Source organism: Ferrimonas futtsuensis DSM 18154, assembly GCF_000422645.1.
Classification (GTDB): domain Bacteria; phylum Pseudomonadota; class Gammaproteobacteria; order Enterobacterales; family Shewanellaceae; genus Ferrimonas; species Ferrimonas futtsuensis.
This window is the reverse complement of sequence record NZ_AUGL01000006.1, coordinates 1-15,657: the sequence shown is the minus strand read 5'-3', so window position 1 is coordinate 15,657 and position 15,657 is coordinate 1. Positions and strand designations below refer to the sequence as shown.

Genomic DNA, 15,657 nt, shown 5'->3' with positions numbered 1-15,657 from the left:
CTCTCCTACACTAGGAGCACTCCACACCTAGCTGATGTTGTTTAGCCAAAAGCGGGCGCTGATAGCGGAGAAGTAAGTGACTGCTTTTGGCGCCAAAGCGGACAGTTATCGTCAGCGGTACAACAAGCCATAAAGCAGGTTCCCAAGGGAACCTGCTTTATGATTACGTCAAATTTTCACGTGGCACTGATTCTCCGCTACTTCATCCCCAGCCTTTTAGCCAGCCGGTGCAAGTTTCCTGTGTCCAGACCCAGAGCACGGGCGCTGGCCGCCCAGTTGCCATCATTGGCGTCCAGGGCCTGGCGAATCAGCCGCTGCTGAAACTGCTCGGTGGCCTGACGAAAGCCCAGACCAATATCGACACCCGGCGTCACTGTGGCTAGCGGAGTCCTAGCCTTTGAGCCCTTGCCTGGCGTGCGATCAAGGTGCCGAGGATAGATCACCACATCTTCTGTGACCGACTCGGCTCTGGCCAGCACCGTGGCTCGGTGCAGACAGTGCTCCAGTTCCCGCACGTTGCCGGGCCAACTGGAGGTTTGAAGCAGCTGGCTGGAAGCGTCATCCAGCCTCAGGCTGGCCAATCCCAGCTTGGTACGCCAGCGCTCCAAAAAGAATCCTGCCAACAGCAACAGGTCGTCGCCGCGCTGAGCCAGGGGCGGCACATGCAATGGGAAGACGCTCAGCCTGTGGTACAGGTCGGCGCGAAAGCGCTTGTCCAACACCTCCTGACGCAGGTCCCGGTTGGTGGCGGCAATAATGCGCACATCCACTTTGATCGCTTTGTCGCTGCCCACCCGCTGCAGATCGCCGTATTGCAGTACCCTCAGCAGCTTGGCCTGCAGCCCCAGAGACAGCTCTCCCACTTCGTCCAGAAACAGGGTGCCACCGTCGGCCAGTTCAAACTTACCCTGCCTATGACTGATGGCACCGGTAAAGGCGCCTTTGACATGGCCAAAGAGCTCACTCTCGGCCACCGACTCCGGCAGCGCCGCGCAATTGAGGTAAACCAGGGGCTTATGTGCGCGCAATGATTCGCCATGGATCGCCTCGGCCACCAGTTCCTTGCCGGTACCGGTCTGACCCAACACCAGGGCGGTGAGGTCGGTGTTGGCCACCACCTCAATTTCGCGTTTCAATGCCTGCATCACCGGAGACTGACCGATGATCTCCACAGACATATCAGGCCTTCCCTCCCCCCTCGTAGGCACTGCACTCAGCTGGCCGCTGAGTTGTTCCAACTCCTCCATCAGCAGCGCATTGTTGAGGCTGGCGGCGGCCAGTGCCGACACGGTGCGCAGGTCGGCGTCACTGAACTTATCGAACTGTTGTGGGTTGAAATCATCGATGGTGAGGGCCCCAATCAGACGCTGGTTGGCCACCAGAGGAAGGCCAACGCAGGCGTGCACCTTGAGCTCATGGTCATGACTGGGGATCAGACCATCATAGGGATCGGGCAAATCGCTGTCTGCGGGAAAACGCACCACATCCCCCGCCCGGGCGATGGCCTCTAGCCTGGGGTGTTCGGCCACCACAAAGCGGCGTCCCAACACCTCGGTGGCCAACCCATTGATCGCCAGCGGGGTGAACTGATCGCCGCGAAACACCAGCAGCGCCGAGGCGTCGCAGTCCAGCAGGGTGCGCACCGTGGTCAACAGTCGATCGAACCGGTCCTGGGCCGACACCCCGGAGGTCAGGTCCAGCGCCAAGCTGGCAAAATCTTTTAACGCCAATCCCATGGGAAATTCCTGGTTAACCAATGTCAAAACGACAAACAATTGTCATTTGGACAGTATAGTCACATTGTCATAATGACACCACCCTCAATGCCTCACCTTTAAAAATCAAACACTTAAAACTTGGCACGATTGCTGTAATAGCTCACTCAGTTTGAAAAAATGATTTTCCGATTTTGAGGTACGGCTTCATGGCAATCCACGTTAAGAACAACATCCACTGGGTAGGACAGAGAGACTGGGAGGTGCAGGACTTCCACGGCACCGAATACAAGATGACTAAGGGCACCAGTTACAACAGCTACCTGATCCGGGAAGAGAAAACCGTACTGATCGACACCGTCGACCACCGCTTCAGCCAGGAGTTTATTCAGAACCTGGCAATGGAAGTGGACCTCGGCCAGATCGACGCCATAGTGATCAACCACGCCGAAGAGGACCACGCCGGTGCCCTGGCGGCCCTGCTGGAGAAAATACCCGGTACCCCCATCTACTGCACCGAGAACGCCATCGATTCCATCACCGGCCATCACCACCGGCCCGACTGGAATTTCCAGCCGGTGAAGACCGGCAACAGCCTGGATCTGGGCAACGGCAAGCAGCTGGTGTTCGTTGAGGCGCCGATGCTGCACTGGCCTGACAGCATGATGACCTACATGACCGGCGACGCGGTGCTGTTTTCCAATGACGCCTTCGGCCAGCACTACTGCGACGAGCGGTTGTTTAACGACGAAGTGGACCAGGCCGAGCTGTATGAGCAGTGCCTGCGCTACTACTCCAACATCCTCACCCCTTTCAGCGCCCTGGTGGTGGCCAAGATCAAAGAGGTGCTGAGCCTGAACCTGCCGGTGGACATGATCGCCACCTCCCACGGCATCGTCTGGCGCGACAACCCGGTGCAGATCATCGAGAAATACCTGGAGTGGGCCAGCGACTACCAGGAGGACCGCATCACCCTGTTCTACGACACCATGTCCGGCAACACCCGGATGATGGCCGACGCCATCGCTCAGGGGATTCACGACGTCGACCCCGGTATGGCGGTGAAGGTGTTCAACGTGTCCCGTCAGGACAAGAATGAGATCCTGGCCAACCTGTTCCGCTCCAAAGGGGTGCTGGTGGGATCCTCCACCATGAACAACGTGATGATGCCCAAGGTCGCCGGCATGCTGGAAGAGATCACCGGCCTGCGCTTCAAGAACAAAAAAGCCGGGGCGTTCGGCAGCTTCGGTTGGAACGGCGGCGCCGTCGACCGCATCCACGCCCGTCTCACCGACGCTGGCTTCGACACTCTGCCCAGCCTCAAGACCAAATGGAAGCCCGATGGCCAGGCGCTGAAGGCGTGCCGCGAGCACGGGCGCCAGGTAGCGCGTCAATGGGCCCTGCACCCGCTTGATGAAACTCAGCAGCCCACCCAAACAACGCCTTCTGCCCTGCCCCAAAGTCAGAGGTCGGAAGCGGCGCAAGGGCCTGCATCAATCTCAGAAGCCTCCATGCTCTGCACCGTTTGCCAATGGGTCTACGACCCGGCCCTCGGCGAGCCTAATCAAGGGGTAGAGCCTGGCACCCCTTGGGATCAGGTACCCGACACCTTCCTGTGCCCCGAGTGCGGCCTGGGTAAAGGAGTGTTCGAAGCCATCGCCCGCCAGGAGGACGCCGCATGAAAGCCCCCATCGTTATCATCGGCAGCGGCTTTGCCGCCTATCAACTGGTGAAGTCCCTGCGCAAACTCGACAGCGACTGCCCCATTACCGTGGTCACCGCCGACGAAGGTCATGAATACAACAAGCCGGATCTCAGTCATGTGGTCAGCCGCAGCCAGAGCGCCGCCGAACTGGTGAAGCTCACCGGGGCAGAGTTTGCCGAACAGCAACGCATCACCCTGCTGGCCAGGCAAACTGTCGAGCGCATCGATCCCGCTCAGCACCGGCTGGAGTTGGCCGATCAGAGCCTGGGCTATGGACAACTGGTGCTGGCCACAGGTGCCCGCGCCATGGTGCCCGTCATTGACGGTCTGATGGGTGGCGACATCATCACCCTCAATGGGCTGGAGGAGTACCAACAGCACCAGCAGCGCCTGGCCGAGGCCCGATCGGTGTTGGTGATCGGTGCCGGCCTCATCGGCACCGAGCTGGCTATGGATCTGGCCAGTGCCGACAAACAGTTGGTGCTGACCGACATGGCCCCGCAACTGCTGCCGCGCCTGTTACCGGAGTTTATCGCCAGCCGCCTCTATCGCTGCATGGACGAGATGCCGGTGCGCTTTGAGCTGGGTACCCAGGTGCAACAGGCGGTCGCCCAGGATCGGGGTTACAGAGTCACCTTGTCCAATGGCCAGCAGCACAGTGTGGATGCCGTGGTGGCGGCCATTGGCCTGCGCCCCAATGTGCAACTGGCCCGGCAAGCCGGGCTAGCGGTAAACCAGGGGATCGTGGTGGACAGCCAGCTGCGCACCAATGTGGCCGGGGTGTTTGCCCTGGGGGACTGCGCCGAGCGGGACGGTCAACTGCACCCCTACCTGCAGCCCACCCTGTTGGCCGCCAGTGCCCTGGCAAAGACCCTGTTGGGGCAGCCCACCGATGCGATTCGGGCCAACACCCTGGTAAAGGTAAAAACGCCACAGCTGCCGATACAGCTTGCCGGAGACACCGGCAACGCCGATGCTCAGTGGGAGGTCAAGGTGGACGCCGACGGCATGACCGCCAGTGCCTTCGACACCCAGCAGAGGCTCATCGGCTTTGTCACCACTGAGCAGCATATGAAGAACGCCTTCCCGCTGATGAGGCAGTTGCCCGTCAGCTGACACGACAACCTGGTTTCGAACGTGAACTGTGCCTGACGGCACAACCCAAGATAACGTAGTGAGGTTACCCATGAGCCATTTACGCATCCCTGCACACTGGACCATTCAACGCTCCACCCCGTTTTTCACCAAGGAAAACGTGCCCGCTGCCCTGCTCAGCCACCACAGCACTGCCGAAGGGGTGTTCGGTCAGCTGTGTGTGATGGAGGGAGAAGTCACCTACTTCGGCTTCCCGGACAAGGATGCCACCGAGCACGAGATGACGGTGGTGATTAAGGCGGGCAGCTTCGCCACCAGTCCACCCCAGTATTGGCATCGCATCGAACTGTCCGACGACGCCCAGTTCAACATCAACTTCTGGTCTGAAAAGGACAAAGGCGATAAGCCATTGTTTAACGCCCGATAGCCTCAGGCGACAACGGCCTCTTCCCCAACGCCAGGCTTTTGGCAATACTCCCTGAAGCCTGGCGCAGTCTTGCCGTTGGACGATCATCAATCGCCACCAACACGCCAGTCATCCCTCTCAGGGGTGAATGCCAATCTTGTCGACAGCGGGTCAGATACTTCCTTTCTTAATCAGCGGATCGCTTGGGCTCAATTCGCAGCGAACGAGCGCTTTCACTGCCAGAAAAGCTTGCCCAATGCTGTCTTATTTCACGGCATTCCGGTGCCAACTCGACACGCATAAAAAATTCCGCCCAGAGGGCGGAATTCTGCCTGAATACCAGGCCAATGGTCGGAGGGTGATATGAAACGCTACAGGCTCGGGCGTACTCGCAAAATGACAACCAAACTGAGCCTTATAATTAGAGTACTTTAGTAATCCGTTCCAAAATCTGAGTTGCCTCCCCTGATAAAAAACCAGTCCGAATAAATTCGTGTGTTAACACCTGGTAGGCACTCAAACTGATAAACGAAAAAACTCTCACCCATTCTCGAGCACCTTCAGGAGTCACCAGGTGCCCGAGACGACCTTTTAATTACAACGCGTAACGAACGGAGAACTGACCGTACATGGAGTCAACATCCTCATGGTCAATGGCGTAGTTACCCACTTCCAGACCCATCGCCAGCTCCTTGGTGAAGTTCTTAAACAGGTTAATTCCCCACTGGCTGGTTTCGTTTCCGGAAACATCACCTTCGATGTGGCCATAGATCAGCGTGGTGCGTACAGTCTCGTTCCAGAAATGACGGTAAGCGACGTTGTACGCGGTGGTGTCTTCCACCTCTTCACCCACCAGATCCTTCACCGCCGCAGTCCCTACGTAGCGGCCCAGCTCACCCTTGTGCACCTGGAAGCGCAGGTCGTCTTTGCCGAAGGTGTTGATACGACCGGCAATGGAGAAGCCCATGGCATTTTCGGTTTCACCACCAGTGGTGTTCAGTTGACGCGCCAGACCGGCCACAGAGACGTTACCCCAATCGCCTTTGAAGGTGTACTTGGCAACGAAGTCCGGCAGCTTGTCGTTGGCGGTGTCGCCACCGAAGCTCTCCGGGTTCTCAATGGACAGCTGCAGGCCGCCGTGGGTGTAACGGATCTGGCCTTGACGAATAAAGGAGATCCCCATCATGGTGCTGCCAAAGTCCGCGGTTTCACCGATGGCACTGGTGTTCATGAAGGTGGACCAGGTCTGACCGGCGGTGACGTTTTTGTATTTAACAAACGCGTGGCGCATGCGGGGGTTCAGGGAGTTGGAGATCACCTGATTACCACCGCCGCCGAAGAAATCCATCTCGATAAAGCCCACCAGATCACCATGAATGTACTTGGTGTTGAAACGGGTTTCGTTGGCGAAGATGCGGATCTGAGAGGCGCTCTCCTCCAGGGGGGTGCCGCCGCCTGTCCACTGGTCCTTATAGGCCACATCCCCGTCTACATAACGGACATCGGCCTTGATGTAACCGCCGAAGATCAGCTTATCGTTGTCATTCAGTTCAATTTCGTAACCGGCCACAGCAGGCAGGCTAACAGCAGCCAGAGAGCCAAGAACCATCGCATTTTTCAGAGTGTTAATAGCAGACATAATATTCATCCCGAACATTTAATTTTTGTTCCCAGCTTCAGCATTTGGGCACAGGGAGGCCACTACAGAATCACTGTGATGATCTGTATTCAGTTATTGGAAGCTGGATATAGACAGGTTTAAAAGGCAGGGAGATGCCCCCCCTGCCATCAAACATTACTGCTTATGCTTGGTAAACTTGAAGGTGTGACAGTCGTTACACAGCGGCTGTTTGGCTTCGTGCTCACCGTGGCACACGGTGCAAGGCGTCTCTTTGCCGTAGTGCAGGTTGTTGTGAGGGTTCTGCCACAGCTCCTCCTGGTCCTTACGAGCGGTCTTCTTCGCCAGCTTGTCCACCTTGTGGCACTTCAGGCAGGCGTCATCCGCAGGACGAACCGAGGGCGCGTTGGTGCCGTGACACACCTTACAGTTGTCCTTCTTGTAGAACTTCTGGTGGTAGGTGCGACCGTCCATCATACCTTGATCGGTCAGGGAAGCGTCAGCCTTGATCTCAGCAGCAACGTGAGTACTTGCCAGCAGAGCAGCAACCGCGGCCAGGGTCATTAACTTTTTCATCATCTAATCCTCATTAATTCCGTTATTGACTCAGGCGCCCATGATGCTGCGAGCAGCAGTCATGCCCATCACCATGCAATCTGGAATGGAGCAGCTACCCAGACGGCTCACACCGTGCATGCCACCGGCCACTTCGCCCGCGGCGTACAGGCCTTCGATGCGCTGACCGGTGAAGGAGTCTTTCACCTCGGCCTTGGTGTTGATCTGAACACCGCCCTGGCAGTAGTGAACCTTGGGCCACAGACGAACCACGGTGAAGGGCGCTTTCAGGTACTTACCTTTGGCTTTGCCCATGTTCTTACCGAACTGCTCGTCGTTACCGCTCTTCACGTAGCCGTTGTACTCTTCAATCTGCTCCTGCAGAGGCTTCAGAGGCACGTCGAAGTGCTTGGCCAGCTCTTCCAGGGAGTCGAACTTCCAGCCTACGCCGTACTTCAGTACCTTCTTGCAGTTGGGGTGCTGCTTGGCGTGCTCGTAGCTGGTGATCATGATGGGAGGCAGAGGCTTGCCTTCGGCATCACGACAGGCCAGTTCGGCATCGGCACGGGTCTTACGGTCAGCGATTTCGTTCATGAAACGCTTACCGGTCATGCGGTTAACCGCAATGGAGTGGGGGAAGTTGAAGATGGAGTAGTTGGACACATAGCCAAAACCACCCTCATCCGGGGACGCCCAAGGACCGGACTGGATGTGCGCCATGTGCACCGGGATGGCACCCAGACGGAACATCTCGAACATGCCTTCACCGGTGGCACCCTTGGCATTGGTGCAGCCTACTTCGGCGGTCAGAGTCGGATCCTGAGCCATACGCAGGTCGACGTTCTGAGCGAAACCACCGGTGGCCATGATCACGCCGCGGGTGGCGCGAACGTTGATCTCTTTCTCCACACCGGCATCTTCGTCTTCGAAGTAGTACCCCTGGTTCAGGCGCACACCGACAACCTTGCCAGCATCATCCAGGATGAAGCCTGTAAACTTGGTGCGAGACACCATGTTCACGCCCATCTTGCGGCACTCATGCAGCAGAGGCTGGGTAATCCCGGCGCCACAGCTGACGGTGGTCTGGTAGGTACGAGGTACAGAGTGGCCACCCAGCTGCTGCAGGTAGGGGTGGAATTCGGCACCGGCGTCGATGGTCATCTGCAGCGCTTCCATGGCGTGAGACGCCACGTGACGCAGCAGAGCTTCATCGGCAATACCACGGCCGGCTTTCAGGCCGTCATTCACCATGCGATCGACAGAGTCTTCAACGCCCTTCTCTTTCTGCATGGGCGTTTGAGGCGCAGCGAACAGACCGCCGTTGATGGCGGAGTTGCCACCGTAAACGGGCATCTTTTCGAAGATGGTGACTGACTTACAGCCTTGACGGGCCGCTTCGATGCCCGCGGCCAGGCCGGCGAAACCGGAGCCGATGATGGCGATTTCTACAGTCTCATCCCACTTCACACCTTTGGCGCTGACAGAGGTTGCCATGGCAGGCGCTGCCATTACGGCACCGGCTGCACCCAGCCCCTTAATGAAATTACGGCGTCCTAGCATATTAACTTTACTCATTTGGTTCTCACCCTTGTTTTAGTTAATCGAGTGTTATCGTAGTGTTGGAACCAATTCCAAATTGCGAGGATGTCGACCGTTATCGGTTACAGGGGGGTTACAGGGTCAAACTTTAGAGTCAAATCACTATTTGAATTAATTTTGCATACTTGAACATGAGTGGCGTGCATTAATTTCGCCAAAGACATTCAATCACTTGCGCCACTAAATTAATCTATTTCAAACAGCACATATCAGGCTTTATTATTGATCACAGAAACTGCAGCCACCATTGCCTTTAGATAGGGATAACAATGACTGCAGCTATCTAGAATAGTTATTTAATACCAGATGGTCTCATTTAAAAATAACGTTCTGTCCGATGCGGTGCACCACAGTAGACATCTGGCCCCTGTTATTCTGTTGGAGAAGGTATAAGCGATCAAATTCGTGCTTTTCATCTATCGGATCCCCGGCTTCACCGCCCAGCAGAGACACCAGTTGTGGGGTGGTATTGCTGTGCCCTACCACCAACACCTTGCCGCCGCGAAGTTTCAGCTGTTCAGCAAACTGCTTGAGCTCTCTTGGAGAGTAAAAAGAAACGGGCAGCCCCTGCTCATCGGCTGTTGGTTCGGCCGTCTCACGGGTGCGGCGATAATCGGTGGAGTAAATGCCATCCAGCCGCACACTGCTGAGCAGCCCGGCCAGGGATTGCGCTCTCCCCTGCCCCTCTGGGGTCAACGCCGGATCCTTGCCAGGCTCCTTTTCACTGTGGCGCACCAGAAACACCGTCAAAGCAGGTTTAACGGAAACAGTCTCATGGGCCGTGGCGCTGCCCCCAAAACCACATTGCGCAACGGCCAGCACCAGCAGCAGCCAGTTTTGGATTCCTTTCAACATCCCATTGTCCTAATTTTGCGAAGTCGGGGCACAGAATCTCATCGCCACGGCAGCTAAGGCAACCGTTGATGAGAAAGAGAGAAAATGGACGCGCTCCCCTTCCGGGCTGGGTGGTTTGTGCCTATCGGTTCAGCTCCGCGCGTTCAGGGGAGCTGCTGCTTTGTTTTCACATCGACAGGATGACCAGGCTGCGGCATTGACTCCAAGGGAATGGGCGCAATCCCCTCCGGCAGTCCGCTCTCGGAAATATCTACTATCTGAGAACGATTCATGGTGATCTTATAACGGGCAAAACAGGGGGGTTCTTTGTTATCTCTCATCATCACGATCAAATTGATTTGATAACGGCGCTCCACAGAATCGCTGCTGACTTTGCCATCGAGCTCTTTGTAGATCTTGGCTTTGCCGCGCTCAAGATAACGAGCAAAGGGCACCAGGCTGAAGTTTATCTGCTCCTGGATGGTCGAATACCCCGCCAGGAACTCTTTCTGTGAAATCCTTGAGCTGATGGCGTAATGCAGGATCTCGGCGTCCACCCTGTTTTGACTGTGACGGCGACGCAATATGTTATTCACCACGTCCGGCAGATCCCTGTTGTTGATGAAGTCTGCCCAAATCAACTGGCGTCCAATTACGGCCTGGCTGGTGGTATCCCGTAACACTCTGCTCCACTTGGGCCTTCCCTTCTGAATCCGGCGCCACAGGGCTTTACGAAGATCGTCTTTGAAGATCTCGCGAAAAGCGTAGATCACGGCCAGCGTCAGTATTAAGGCCAGGGAAAGCCCACTCAACACGCCCTGGGCTTTGATGATCAGCGCCGATACAATCAACATGATCAGCCCGGTTGCAATGCCAGTGGTGAGTTTCTTCAGCCCCACGCCCAGGATCTTCAACTCCTCCTTGAGCACCACGCCCTGTTGAATCAAACGCCTGAGCAAAAGCATCTTGTTGGAAATTCGGTTAGGGTCGTCCTTAGTTTGCTCCGAGTTGTATTTCTTATTATCTCGATAAGCACTCTCGGCACGGCACAGCGCCACCACCTGTTCAACCTCAGCATTGTATTCACTGCTTCTCGGTGCGTGAGACAACAGCTTCAACAGCCGCTGCTCACAGAACCAGGAAAGGTAGTTGTCTGCGTTCTCGAAATAGTGCTTCCACTTCGGTTCGCTCGGCTCGTTACGGCGAAACTTCTTAAGGAGCTGGCTGACAATGTCACACAGTTCGGTCAGAGCCGGATAAAACTCCTCAGCCTCTTTGATCTGCGCCAACTCTTTACTGTCGGTTTCGATCGCAATGGAAAACTGATAGGCAAAAAGGTTGAGGTATAACCGGAACTCTTCGACAGTGCGCTTTTTCAGGCTGGCAAAGCGCCCCTGCACCAAAGGCAGATGCAGTCCGGTTGAATAGTAGGAGCGGCGTCCAATCACCGCGCTGTGACAATACGCCCCGGCATCCAGGTTTTGAGGGTTGACGCCCATATCCTTGGGCAGCATAAAGTACAGGTCAATTCGGCGGTGCTTACCGTTGCTCATCTGGTGAACAACCTTGAGGGATTGCGATTCCTCTTGCTTAACTACAATTTTTGACACTTAACCTCGAAAATTCTTATCAACGTCTGTTTATACCCCTTTATTCTAGCACGTTAAGCCCTCATGCCTTTGTCACCCCATTCAGAAATTACAGACCTAAATACGGTCGACACGGCCATACCAATAGCGAGAGAGGGAGAGTGCTCTAGCTTGGCTGAAGCTCAAGCAGATAACCGCGCTCGGCACCACTGTCCGGGTGCAGATCTTTTACCTTTTGCCACCCCAGGCGTTTGTACAACGCCGTGGCGGCCTCCATCTTGTCCCAAGTCTCCAGGTAGATAGCGCGACAGCCACGGTCATTCGCCCGCCGAATCACTTCGGTGAGCAAACGCTGCCCGGCCCCCATTCCCCGATAGCCGCCACAGACGTAAAAACCGGTCAGCTTGGCAAGCTCGTCGCCATACTCCTTGAGGATCGCCGAACCGATAACCAGGTCATCCACACAAGCCACCAGCTGAGCGATGGCACCCTGATACCCCTGTCCAAAATGCCCAAGTTCATAGTCCAGGACATCGAAATCGGGCACCAGACCGAAACTCTCCATAATGGGACCCGCGATGGCCTGCACCGCCCTGGCATCAGCCACTTGGCCATCTCGTATCGAGAGGGAATGAATCATACTGCTGAACCTTTTATGTTTCAGAAGGCACTGTTGAGGATTGCCAAAAATCGAAAGGCCGAAAATGCTAGCAAGGTGATCTGCGCAGAACAAGGCGCTGCGTAACAGGTTTAACCAACTGGTTCCCGTGTCGCCGTCATTTCGCGTCGGCCGGGTCCTTAATGCCGTACGCCTGCTCCATCAGTCTCATGTAGTCCTTCAGCGGCGGCATATTCATCTCACTGCGGCGCTTGTCGACATTGGCTTCGTCCTCGATGGGATAGAGAATGACCTTGCCATCAGTCAACTCCGCCTGGGTTCCAAAGCGCTGCTTTTCTCCTTTGGCCACAAGGATTCGATCCGTCAGCAGGGCCACCTCCTGTCCGGAGATTCCGTCACCATTGCGATAGGAGGTGGTTATACTGGCAAGCATTCGTTTTTTAAACGCCAGGTTTGGAGAGTGCTGCACGATGAGAAAAGCCGCCCCCACGCCGTCTTCACCAACCAAAGACTTGGTTGGCCACCCTAACTCCTGCGCGATGGCTTCGAGCCTATCTGAATTCTCTTTATCGATGCGTGAGAGCTGCTCCAGTATGGCTTTGGGCGCGTGTTGCCAACCGGCTCTGCCAACTTCTTGCCGCAGCTGTTGGTCCTGCTCCTTCATCGCCATCAGTTCTGCTTGTAGTTGAACATCAACATCGGCAATGGCTGCAAAAGGAAAAGCAAGAAACCAAATTAGAATACGCACTGTCTGAACTCTCCTTGTTCAATGAATTCAATCAGCATCCGCATCACTCATTATGCATCACGCACGCATCAGCATGTCACCGATTAAAGTCTGGTTTCAACTTCACCCTTGAGTATTAAGTGAACCCGGGGATCAATTTGAGATGGATCTCATGCTTTACCTGTGGCGCCTGGTTCTTTGTACTTAAGCACGTGGATAGATTATCCGTCCACTGGAATCATCATTTCGAAATTCAAACGCGGGGTAAGCCAGTCACCCTGGGTAACCTGCCACCCGGCGGAGTAAGCAACCTCATAAAAAAAGCCAGCAAATGCTGGCTTTTCCCGAGTCCACATTGGCTCAGCGAATCAGACTGACGTAGGTCTGAAGCACAATGAGGTTGGTCAGATCGATGAAGAAGGCCCCGACCACGGGCACCACCATAAAGGCCTGGGGCGAGGGACCATGGTGGGACACCAGGGACCCCATGTTCATCACCGCCGTCGGCGTGGCCCCCATGCCAAAGCCACAGTGGCCACCTGAGATGATGGCTGCGTCATAGTTGCCGCCCATCACCTTGAAAGTCACAAAGTAGGCAAACAGCGCCAGAATCGCCGTCTGGGCACAGAGTATCACCAGCATGGGCAAGGCCAGGTCCAGCAGTTCCCACAATTTGAGACTCATCAGGGCCATCGCCAGGAACAGCGACAGTGAGATGGTGCCCAGAGCATCAACGGTTTCGTTGTTGATCTTGTAGATACCGGTGGCCTCACACAGATTGGTGATCACCACCCCAACGAACAGCGCGTATACGAAGTCGGGAATGCGCAACCAGTCGATGCCCAACCCATCCACGTAGCCTTTGATGTGAGCCGCACTGGCCACACAAAGCAGCAGAATGAATAACACCTCAATGCTGTTCTTGGAGGTAATTCGGTCCTGCTCATGATCGCTGTAGGTCACCAGATCCGGATGTTCCAGATGGTGGTTCTCGCCTTCGCCGAAAGAGGACTTGAGCGCGTGCTTACGGATCAGTCTCTGAGCCACAGGGCCACCGATGATACCGCCCATCACCAGACCAAAGGTGGCGGAGGCCATGGACAGCTCCAGGGTCTGCAGGCCGAACTCGCTGGCAAAGGTTTGAGCCCAGGCCGCACCGGTACCATGGCCCCCGGACAGGGTAATGGAGCCCACCACCAGTCCGAGCAAAGGGTCCAGCCCCAGCATTGAGCTAAGGCCAACACCGACGCCGTTTTGAATCAGAATGAACACCGTGGCCAAACCCAGGAACAGGAACACCCTGGACCCTCCCTGAGCCAGGAGTTTAAAGCTGGCCGCCAGGCCTACGGTGGCAAAGAACATCTTCATCAGAGTGCTCTTGATCGCCAGGCTAAACTGAAAGTCGACGCCACAGCGGTGGGCTAAGGCGATGGCCGAGGCCACAATCAGTCCACCGACTATGGGCTCTGGAATGTTATATCGCCTCAGTACTGCCACCCGGCCATTGATGAAATAGCCAAGAAACAACACCACAATGGCGATCATCAGAGATTCCAGTTCGTTAATTACAATCACTGAGTTCATGGGTTTGTCTTTTTAAGTCGTATTGAACTGCCAATTGGGATCAATGCCCTGAGTTCTGTACGACCCAGTGCCAGGAGTGTCACCAATTAGGGGTAAAGGGACAAAATTCCCTAAGACGCAGTCAAGGCTTGTGTCTAACCACAACCGCGGAAATGAAGCTGGAGGATAGTTTCAATCATGAGGCCAATTTTACCTCCTGAGAATCCTGTGCACCATCTTGCCAAATGTGTCGAAATCGCTTAGGCGGGGCGGTTTCAGGCTGTTGTGCATGTTGAGTTTGCTGGGTTAAAGTTGCCACCCCCGATCATTAATTAATTTGAAAAGCCAGTCGCTGTCAGTGCCTTGTTAAAACCACTGTTGCCAGAATGCCAACAATGAGAACAGCGCCGGTTTTTATGCTACGGCCCGAGATGGCTTGAATATCAACGCTGTTCGGCCGAAACAGAACCGGAATTCAGACATTGCCGAGGAAGCGACGTAATCCAGAGGTTATCATCAGGTTGCGACAAGATAAGTTGAGCTGAAATAGTTGATCTGGCTGGCGGAATCTAACTTATCAGCAATCAACCGCGCACTCTTTAGCCACTTCCTCTTATTTTCCTACCTCAAAACGGTGTGGCGCTTTCAAAAATGAGTCAGCCCAGCCTGAGTTTCGAGCGAAACCCTGGCGCTAGTCCGCACTTTTGTACTCTGATTGGCCATGGTGTCGCGCCCAGGCGTCCAGCTGTGTGGGTGACCAGTTTGGTCTGGGAGCCGCACCGGTGAGCATCGCCTGCCAATACCCGTCTCCGGGATGGTCGTGCCAGTACTCCATCACCGCAGCCTTTAGCTGACTTTCCTGGGCAAACTTCCAATCCGTCCGATATCCATTGAGCAGCATGGCCGAGGCGATGGCGGCAAACCTGGGATCCTTATCGAGGGTGAGGAGGAGGAACTGATACACGGCGCCCTTCTGATGCTGGAGAGAACCGAGGTCCGATAAAAACAGGTTCAGAAGCTGCGCCGGATCGTTCGCCTGGACATAGAGTTCACTGGCCACCACACGCTCGGCTACCCCCACCCACTGCTGGGAAAGACACCCCTGCCTGGCACACCATTGTCTCGGCCCCTTATGGTCCTGCAGATAGATAACGAGCACGGTCATGCTGGCCGCGACCACAAACATCGCCAGGCCGGCCTGCATCCTTCGCCATAACCCAAGGGGCATTCTCGTTATCCTCCAGATAGTTAGCCGAAGCTTCTCTAGGTAGATAACGACCAAACATTGCTGTTCACTTAAACCAATGAGTGATTTTATAGAAAATCAATGGCGGATATTTCACATCGACTTATGACCAGGCAAGAGGTAACCGTCAAAGCGTACCAGCACAGGCTCTTGGTAAACGTTTATTCGGTCTGTTAATCATCGAGGCGACCAACGTAGCATCAGACAGCCCTGTTTATCGGCATACCAATAAAAAAGACGCGCGGATGACAAATAGCCGCTCTTAAGCAAAGAGCAGTATTACCCGGCCCTATGTAGTGGTCAACTAATTCCGGACAGTAAGTTAGACCGATTCTCGGCTTGAACAGGAGTAACGCCATCATTGTGTTGATGGGGCCGCTGTCGGT

General features: G+C 55.3%; 14 protein-coding genes. 3 read left to right on the top strand and 11 right to left on the bottom strand.

What is annotated here, in order from left to right; all coding sequences use genetic code 11:
* Nucleotides 1–197: 197 nt before the first annotated feature.
* Complete coding sequence (gene norR / locus G505_RS0103795; protein WP_028108370.1) at nt 198–1,736, bottom strand: nitric oxide reductase transcriptional regulator NorR; 1,539 nt, start codon at nt 1,734–1,736, stop codon at nt 198–200.
* A 188-nt stretch (nt 1,737–1,924) separates the two neighbouring features.
* On the opposite strand from norR, the gene norV reads away from it, so the two are divergent.
* The 3 genes from norV to G505_RS0103780 all read left to right on the top strand — a co-directional run bounded on the left by norV (nt 1,925) and on the right by G505_RS0103780 (nt 4,942).
* The gene (gene norV, locus G505_RS0103790; protein WP_028108369.1) at nt 1,925–3,397 is read left to right on the top strand and encodes an anaerobic nitric oxide reductase flavorubredoxin; all 1,473 of its coding nucleotides are present in this window, start codon (nt 1,925–1,927) and stop codon (nt 3,395–3,397) included.
* Nucleotides 3,394–4,536: an NADH:flavorubredoxin reductase NorW gene (norW, locus tag G505_RS0103785; RefSeq protein WP_028108368.1), complete on the top strand. Its 1,143-nt coding sequence runs from the start codon at nt 3,394–3,396 to the stop codon at nt 4,534–4,536. Before norV ends, norW begins: the two co-directional genes overlap by 4 nt.
* A 70-nt stretch (nt 4,537–4,606) precedes the next feature.
* Complete coding sequence (locus tag G505_RS0103780) at nt 4,607–4,942, top strand: TehB family protein (protein WP_028108367.1); 336 nt, start codon at nt 4,607–4,609, stop codon at nt 4,940–4,942.
* Nucleotides 4,943–5,516: 574 nt separating this feature from the next.
* Here the strand turns inward: G505_RS0103780 and G505_RS0103775 are convergent.
* The 10 genes from G505_RS0103775 to G505_RS23235 all read right to left on the bottom strand — a co-directional run.
* The gene (locus G505_RS0103775) at nt 5,517–6,560 is read right to left on the bottom strand and encodes a DcaP family trimeric outer membrane transporter (protein WP_028108366.1); all 1,044 of its coding nucleotides are present in this window, start codon (nt 6,558–6,560) and stop codon (nt 5,517–5,519) included.
* A gap of 156 nt (nt 6,561–6,716) precedes the next feature.
* Nucleotides 6,717–7,016 (bottom strand): cytochrome c3 family protein, encoded by a 300-nt coding sequence (locus G505_RS0103770; protein WP_157509053.1) that lies wholly within the window; start codon nt 7,014–7,016, stop codon nt 6,717–6,719.
* A gap of 129 nt (nt 7,017–7,145) precedes the next feature.
* The gene (gene ardA, locus G505_RS0103765) at nt 7,146–8,669 is read right to left on the bottom strand and encodes an acrylate reductase flavoprotein subunit ArdA (protein ID WP_028108364.1); all 1,524 of its coding nucleotides are present in this window, start codon (nt 8,667–8,669) and stop codon (nt 7,146–7,148) included.
* A gap of 336 nt (nt 8,670–9,005) precedes the next feature.
* Nucleotides 9,006–9,548 carry a SixA phosphatase family protein gene (locus G505_RS20515; RefSeq protein ID WP_051215873.1) on the bottom strand — a complete coding sequence of 181 codons (543 nt, stop codon included), beginning with the start codon at nt 9,546–9,548 and terminating at the stop codon, nt 9,006–9,008.
* A 143-nt stretch (nt 9,549–9,691) separates the two neighbouring features.
* A complete protein-coding gene (locus tag G505_RS20510; RefSeq protein WP_051215872.1) occupies nt 9,692–11,137 on the bottom strand; it encodes a hypothetical protein in 1,446 nt (481 codons plus the stop codon).
* Between the two features lie 145 nt (nt 11,138–11,282).
* The gene (locus G505_RS22305; RefSeq protein ID WP_051215871.1) at nt 11,283–11,756 is read right to left on the bottom strand and encodes a GNAT family N-acetyltransferase; all 474 of its coding nucleotides are present in this window, start codon (nt 11,754–11,756) and stop codon (nt 11,283–11,285) included.
* Nucleotides 11,757–11,892: 136 nt separating this feature from the next.
* Complete coding sequence (locus G505_RS0103745) at nt 11,893–12,483, bottom strand: DUF6624 domain-containing protein (RefSeq protein ID WP_028108363.1); 591 nt, start codon at nt 12,481–12,483, stop codon at nt 11,893–11,895.
* A gap of 339 nt (nt 12,484–12,822) precedes the next feature.
* Nucleotides 12,823–14,046 carry a sodium/glutamate symporter gene (gene gltS / locus G505_RS0103740; protein ID WP_028108362.1) on the bottom strand — a complete coding sequence of 408 codons (1,224 nt, stop codon included), beginning with the start codon at nt 14,044–14,046 and terminating at the stop codon, nt 12,823–12,825.
* 670 nt (nt 14,047–14,716) lie between these two features.
* The gene (locus G505_RS0103735; RefSeq protein WP_028108361.1) at nt 14,717–15,253 is read right to left on the bottom strand and encodes a hypothetical protein; all 537 of its coding nucleotides are present in this window, start codon (nt 15,251–15,253) and stop codon (nt 14,717–14,719) included.
* Between the two features lie 218 nt (nt 15,254–15,471).
* A partial coding sequence (locus G505_RS23235) for a hypothetical protein (protein WP_211219927.1) occupies nt 15,472–15,657 on the bottom strand: 186 nt, incomplete at its 5' end.

Excerpts from the sequence above, each read along its gene's own strand:
- norV (WP_028108369.1), top strand. The coding sequence starts at position 1,925 with ATGGCAATCCACGTTAAGAACAACATCCACTGGGTAGGACAGAGAGAC.
- G505_RS0103780 (WP_028108367.1), top strand. The coding sequence starts at position 4,607 with ATGAGCCATTTACGCATCCCTGCACACTGGACCATTCAACGCTCCACC.
- G505_RS0103775 (WP_028108366.1), bottom strand. The coding sequence starts at position 6,560 with ATGTCTGCTATTAACACTCTGAAAAATGCGATGGTTCTTGGCTCTCTG.
- ardA (WP_028108364.1), bottom strand. The coding sequence starts at position 8,669 with ATGAGTAAAGTTAATATGCTAGGACGCCGTAATTTCATTAAGGGGCTG.
- G505_RS22305 (WP_051215871.1), bottom strand. The coding sequence starts at position 11,756 with ATGATTCATTCCCTCTCGATACGAGATGGCCAAGTGGCTGATGCCAGG.
- G505_RS20515 (WP_051215873.1), bottom strand. The coding sequence starts at position 9,548 with ATGTTGAAAGGAATCCAAAACTGGCTGCTGCTGGTGCTGGCCGTTGCG.
- G505_RS0103770 (WP_157509053.1), bottom strand. The coding sequence starts at position 7,016 with ATGATGGACGGTCGCACCTACCACCAGAAGTTCTACAAGAAGGACAAC.
- gltS (WP_028108362.1), bottom strand. The coding sequence starts at position 14,046 with ATGAACTCAGTGATTGTAATTAACGAACTGGAATCTCTGATGATCGCC.
- G505_RS0103735 (WP_028108361.1), bottom strand. The coding sequence starts at position 15,253 with ATGCCCCTTGGGTTATGGCGAAGGATGCAGGCCGGCCTGGCGATGTTT.
- norR (WP_028108370.1), bottom strand. The coding sequence starts at position 1,736 with ATGGGATTGGCGTTAAAAGATTTTGCCAGCTTGGCGCTGGACCTGACC.
- norW (WP_028108368.1), top strand. The coding sequence starts at position 3,394 with ATGAAAGCCCCCATCGTTATCATCGGCAGCGGCTTTGCCGCCTATCAA.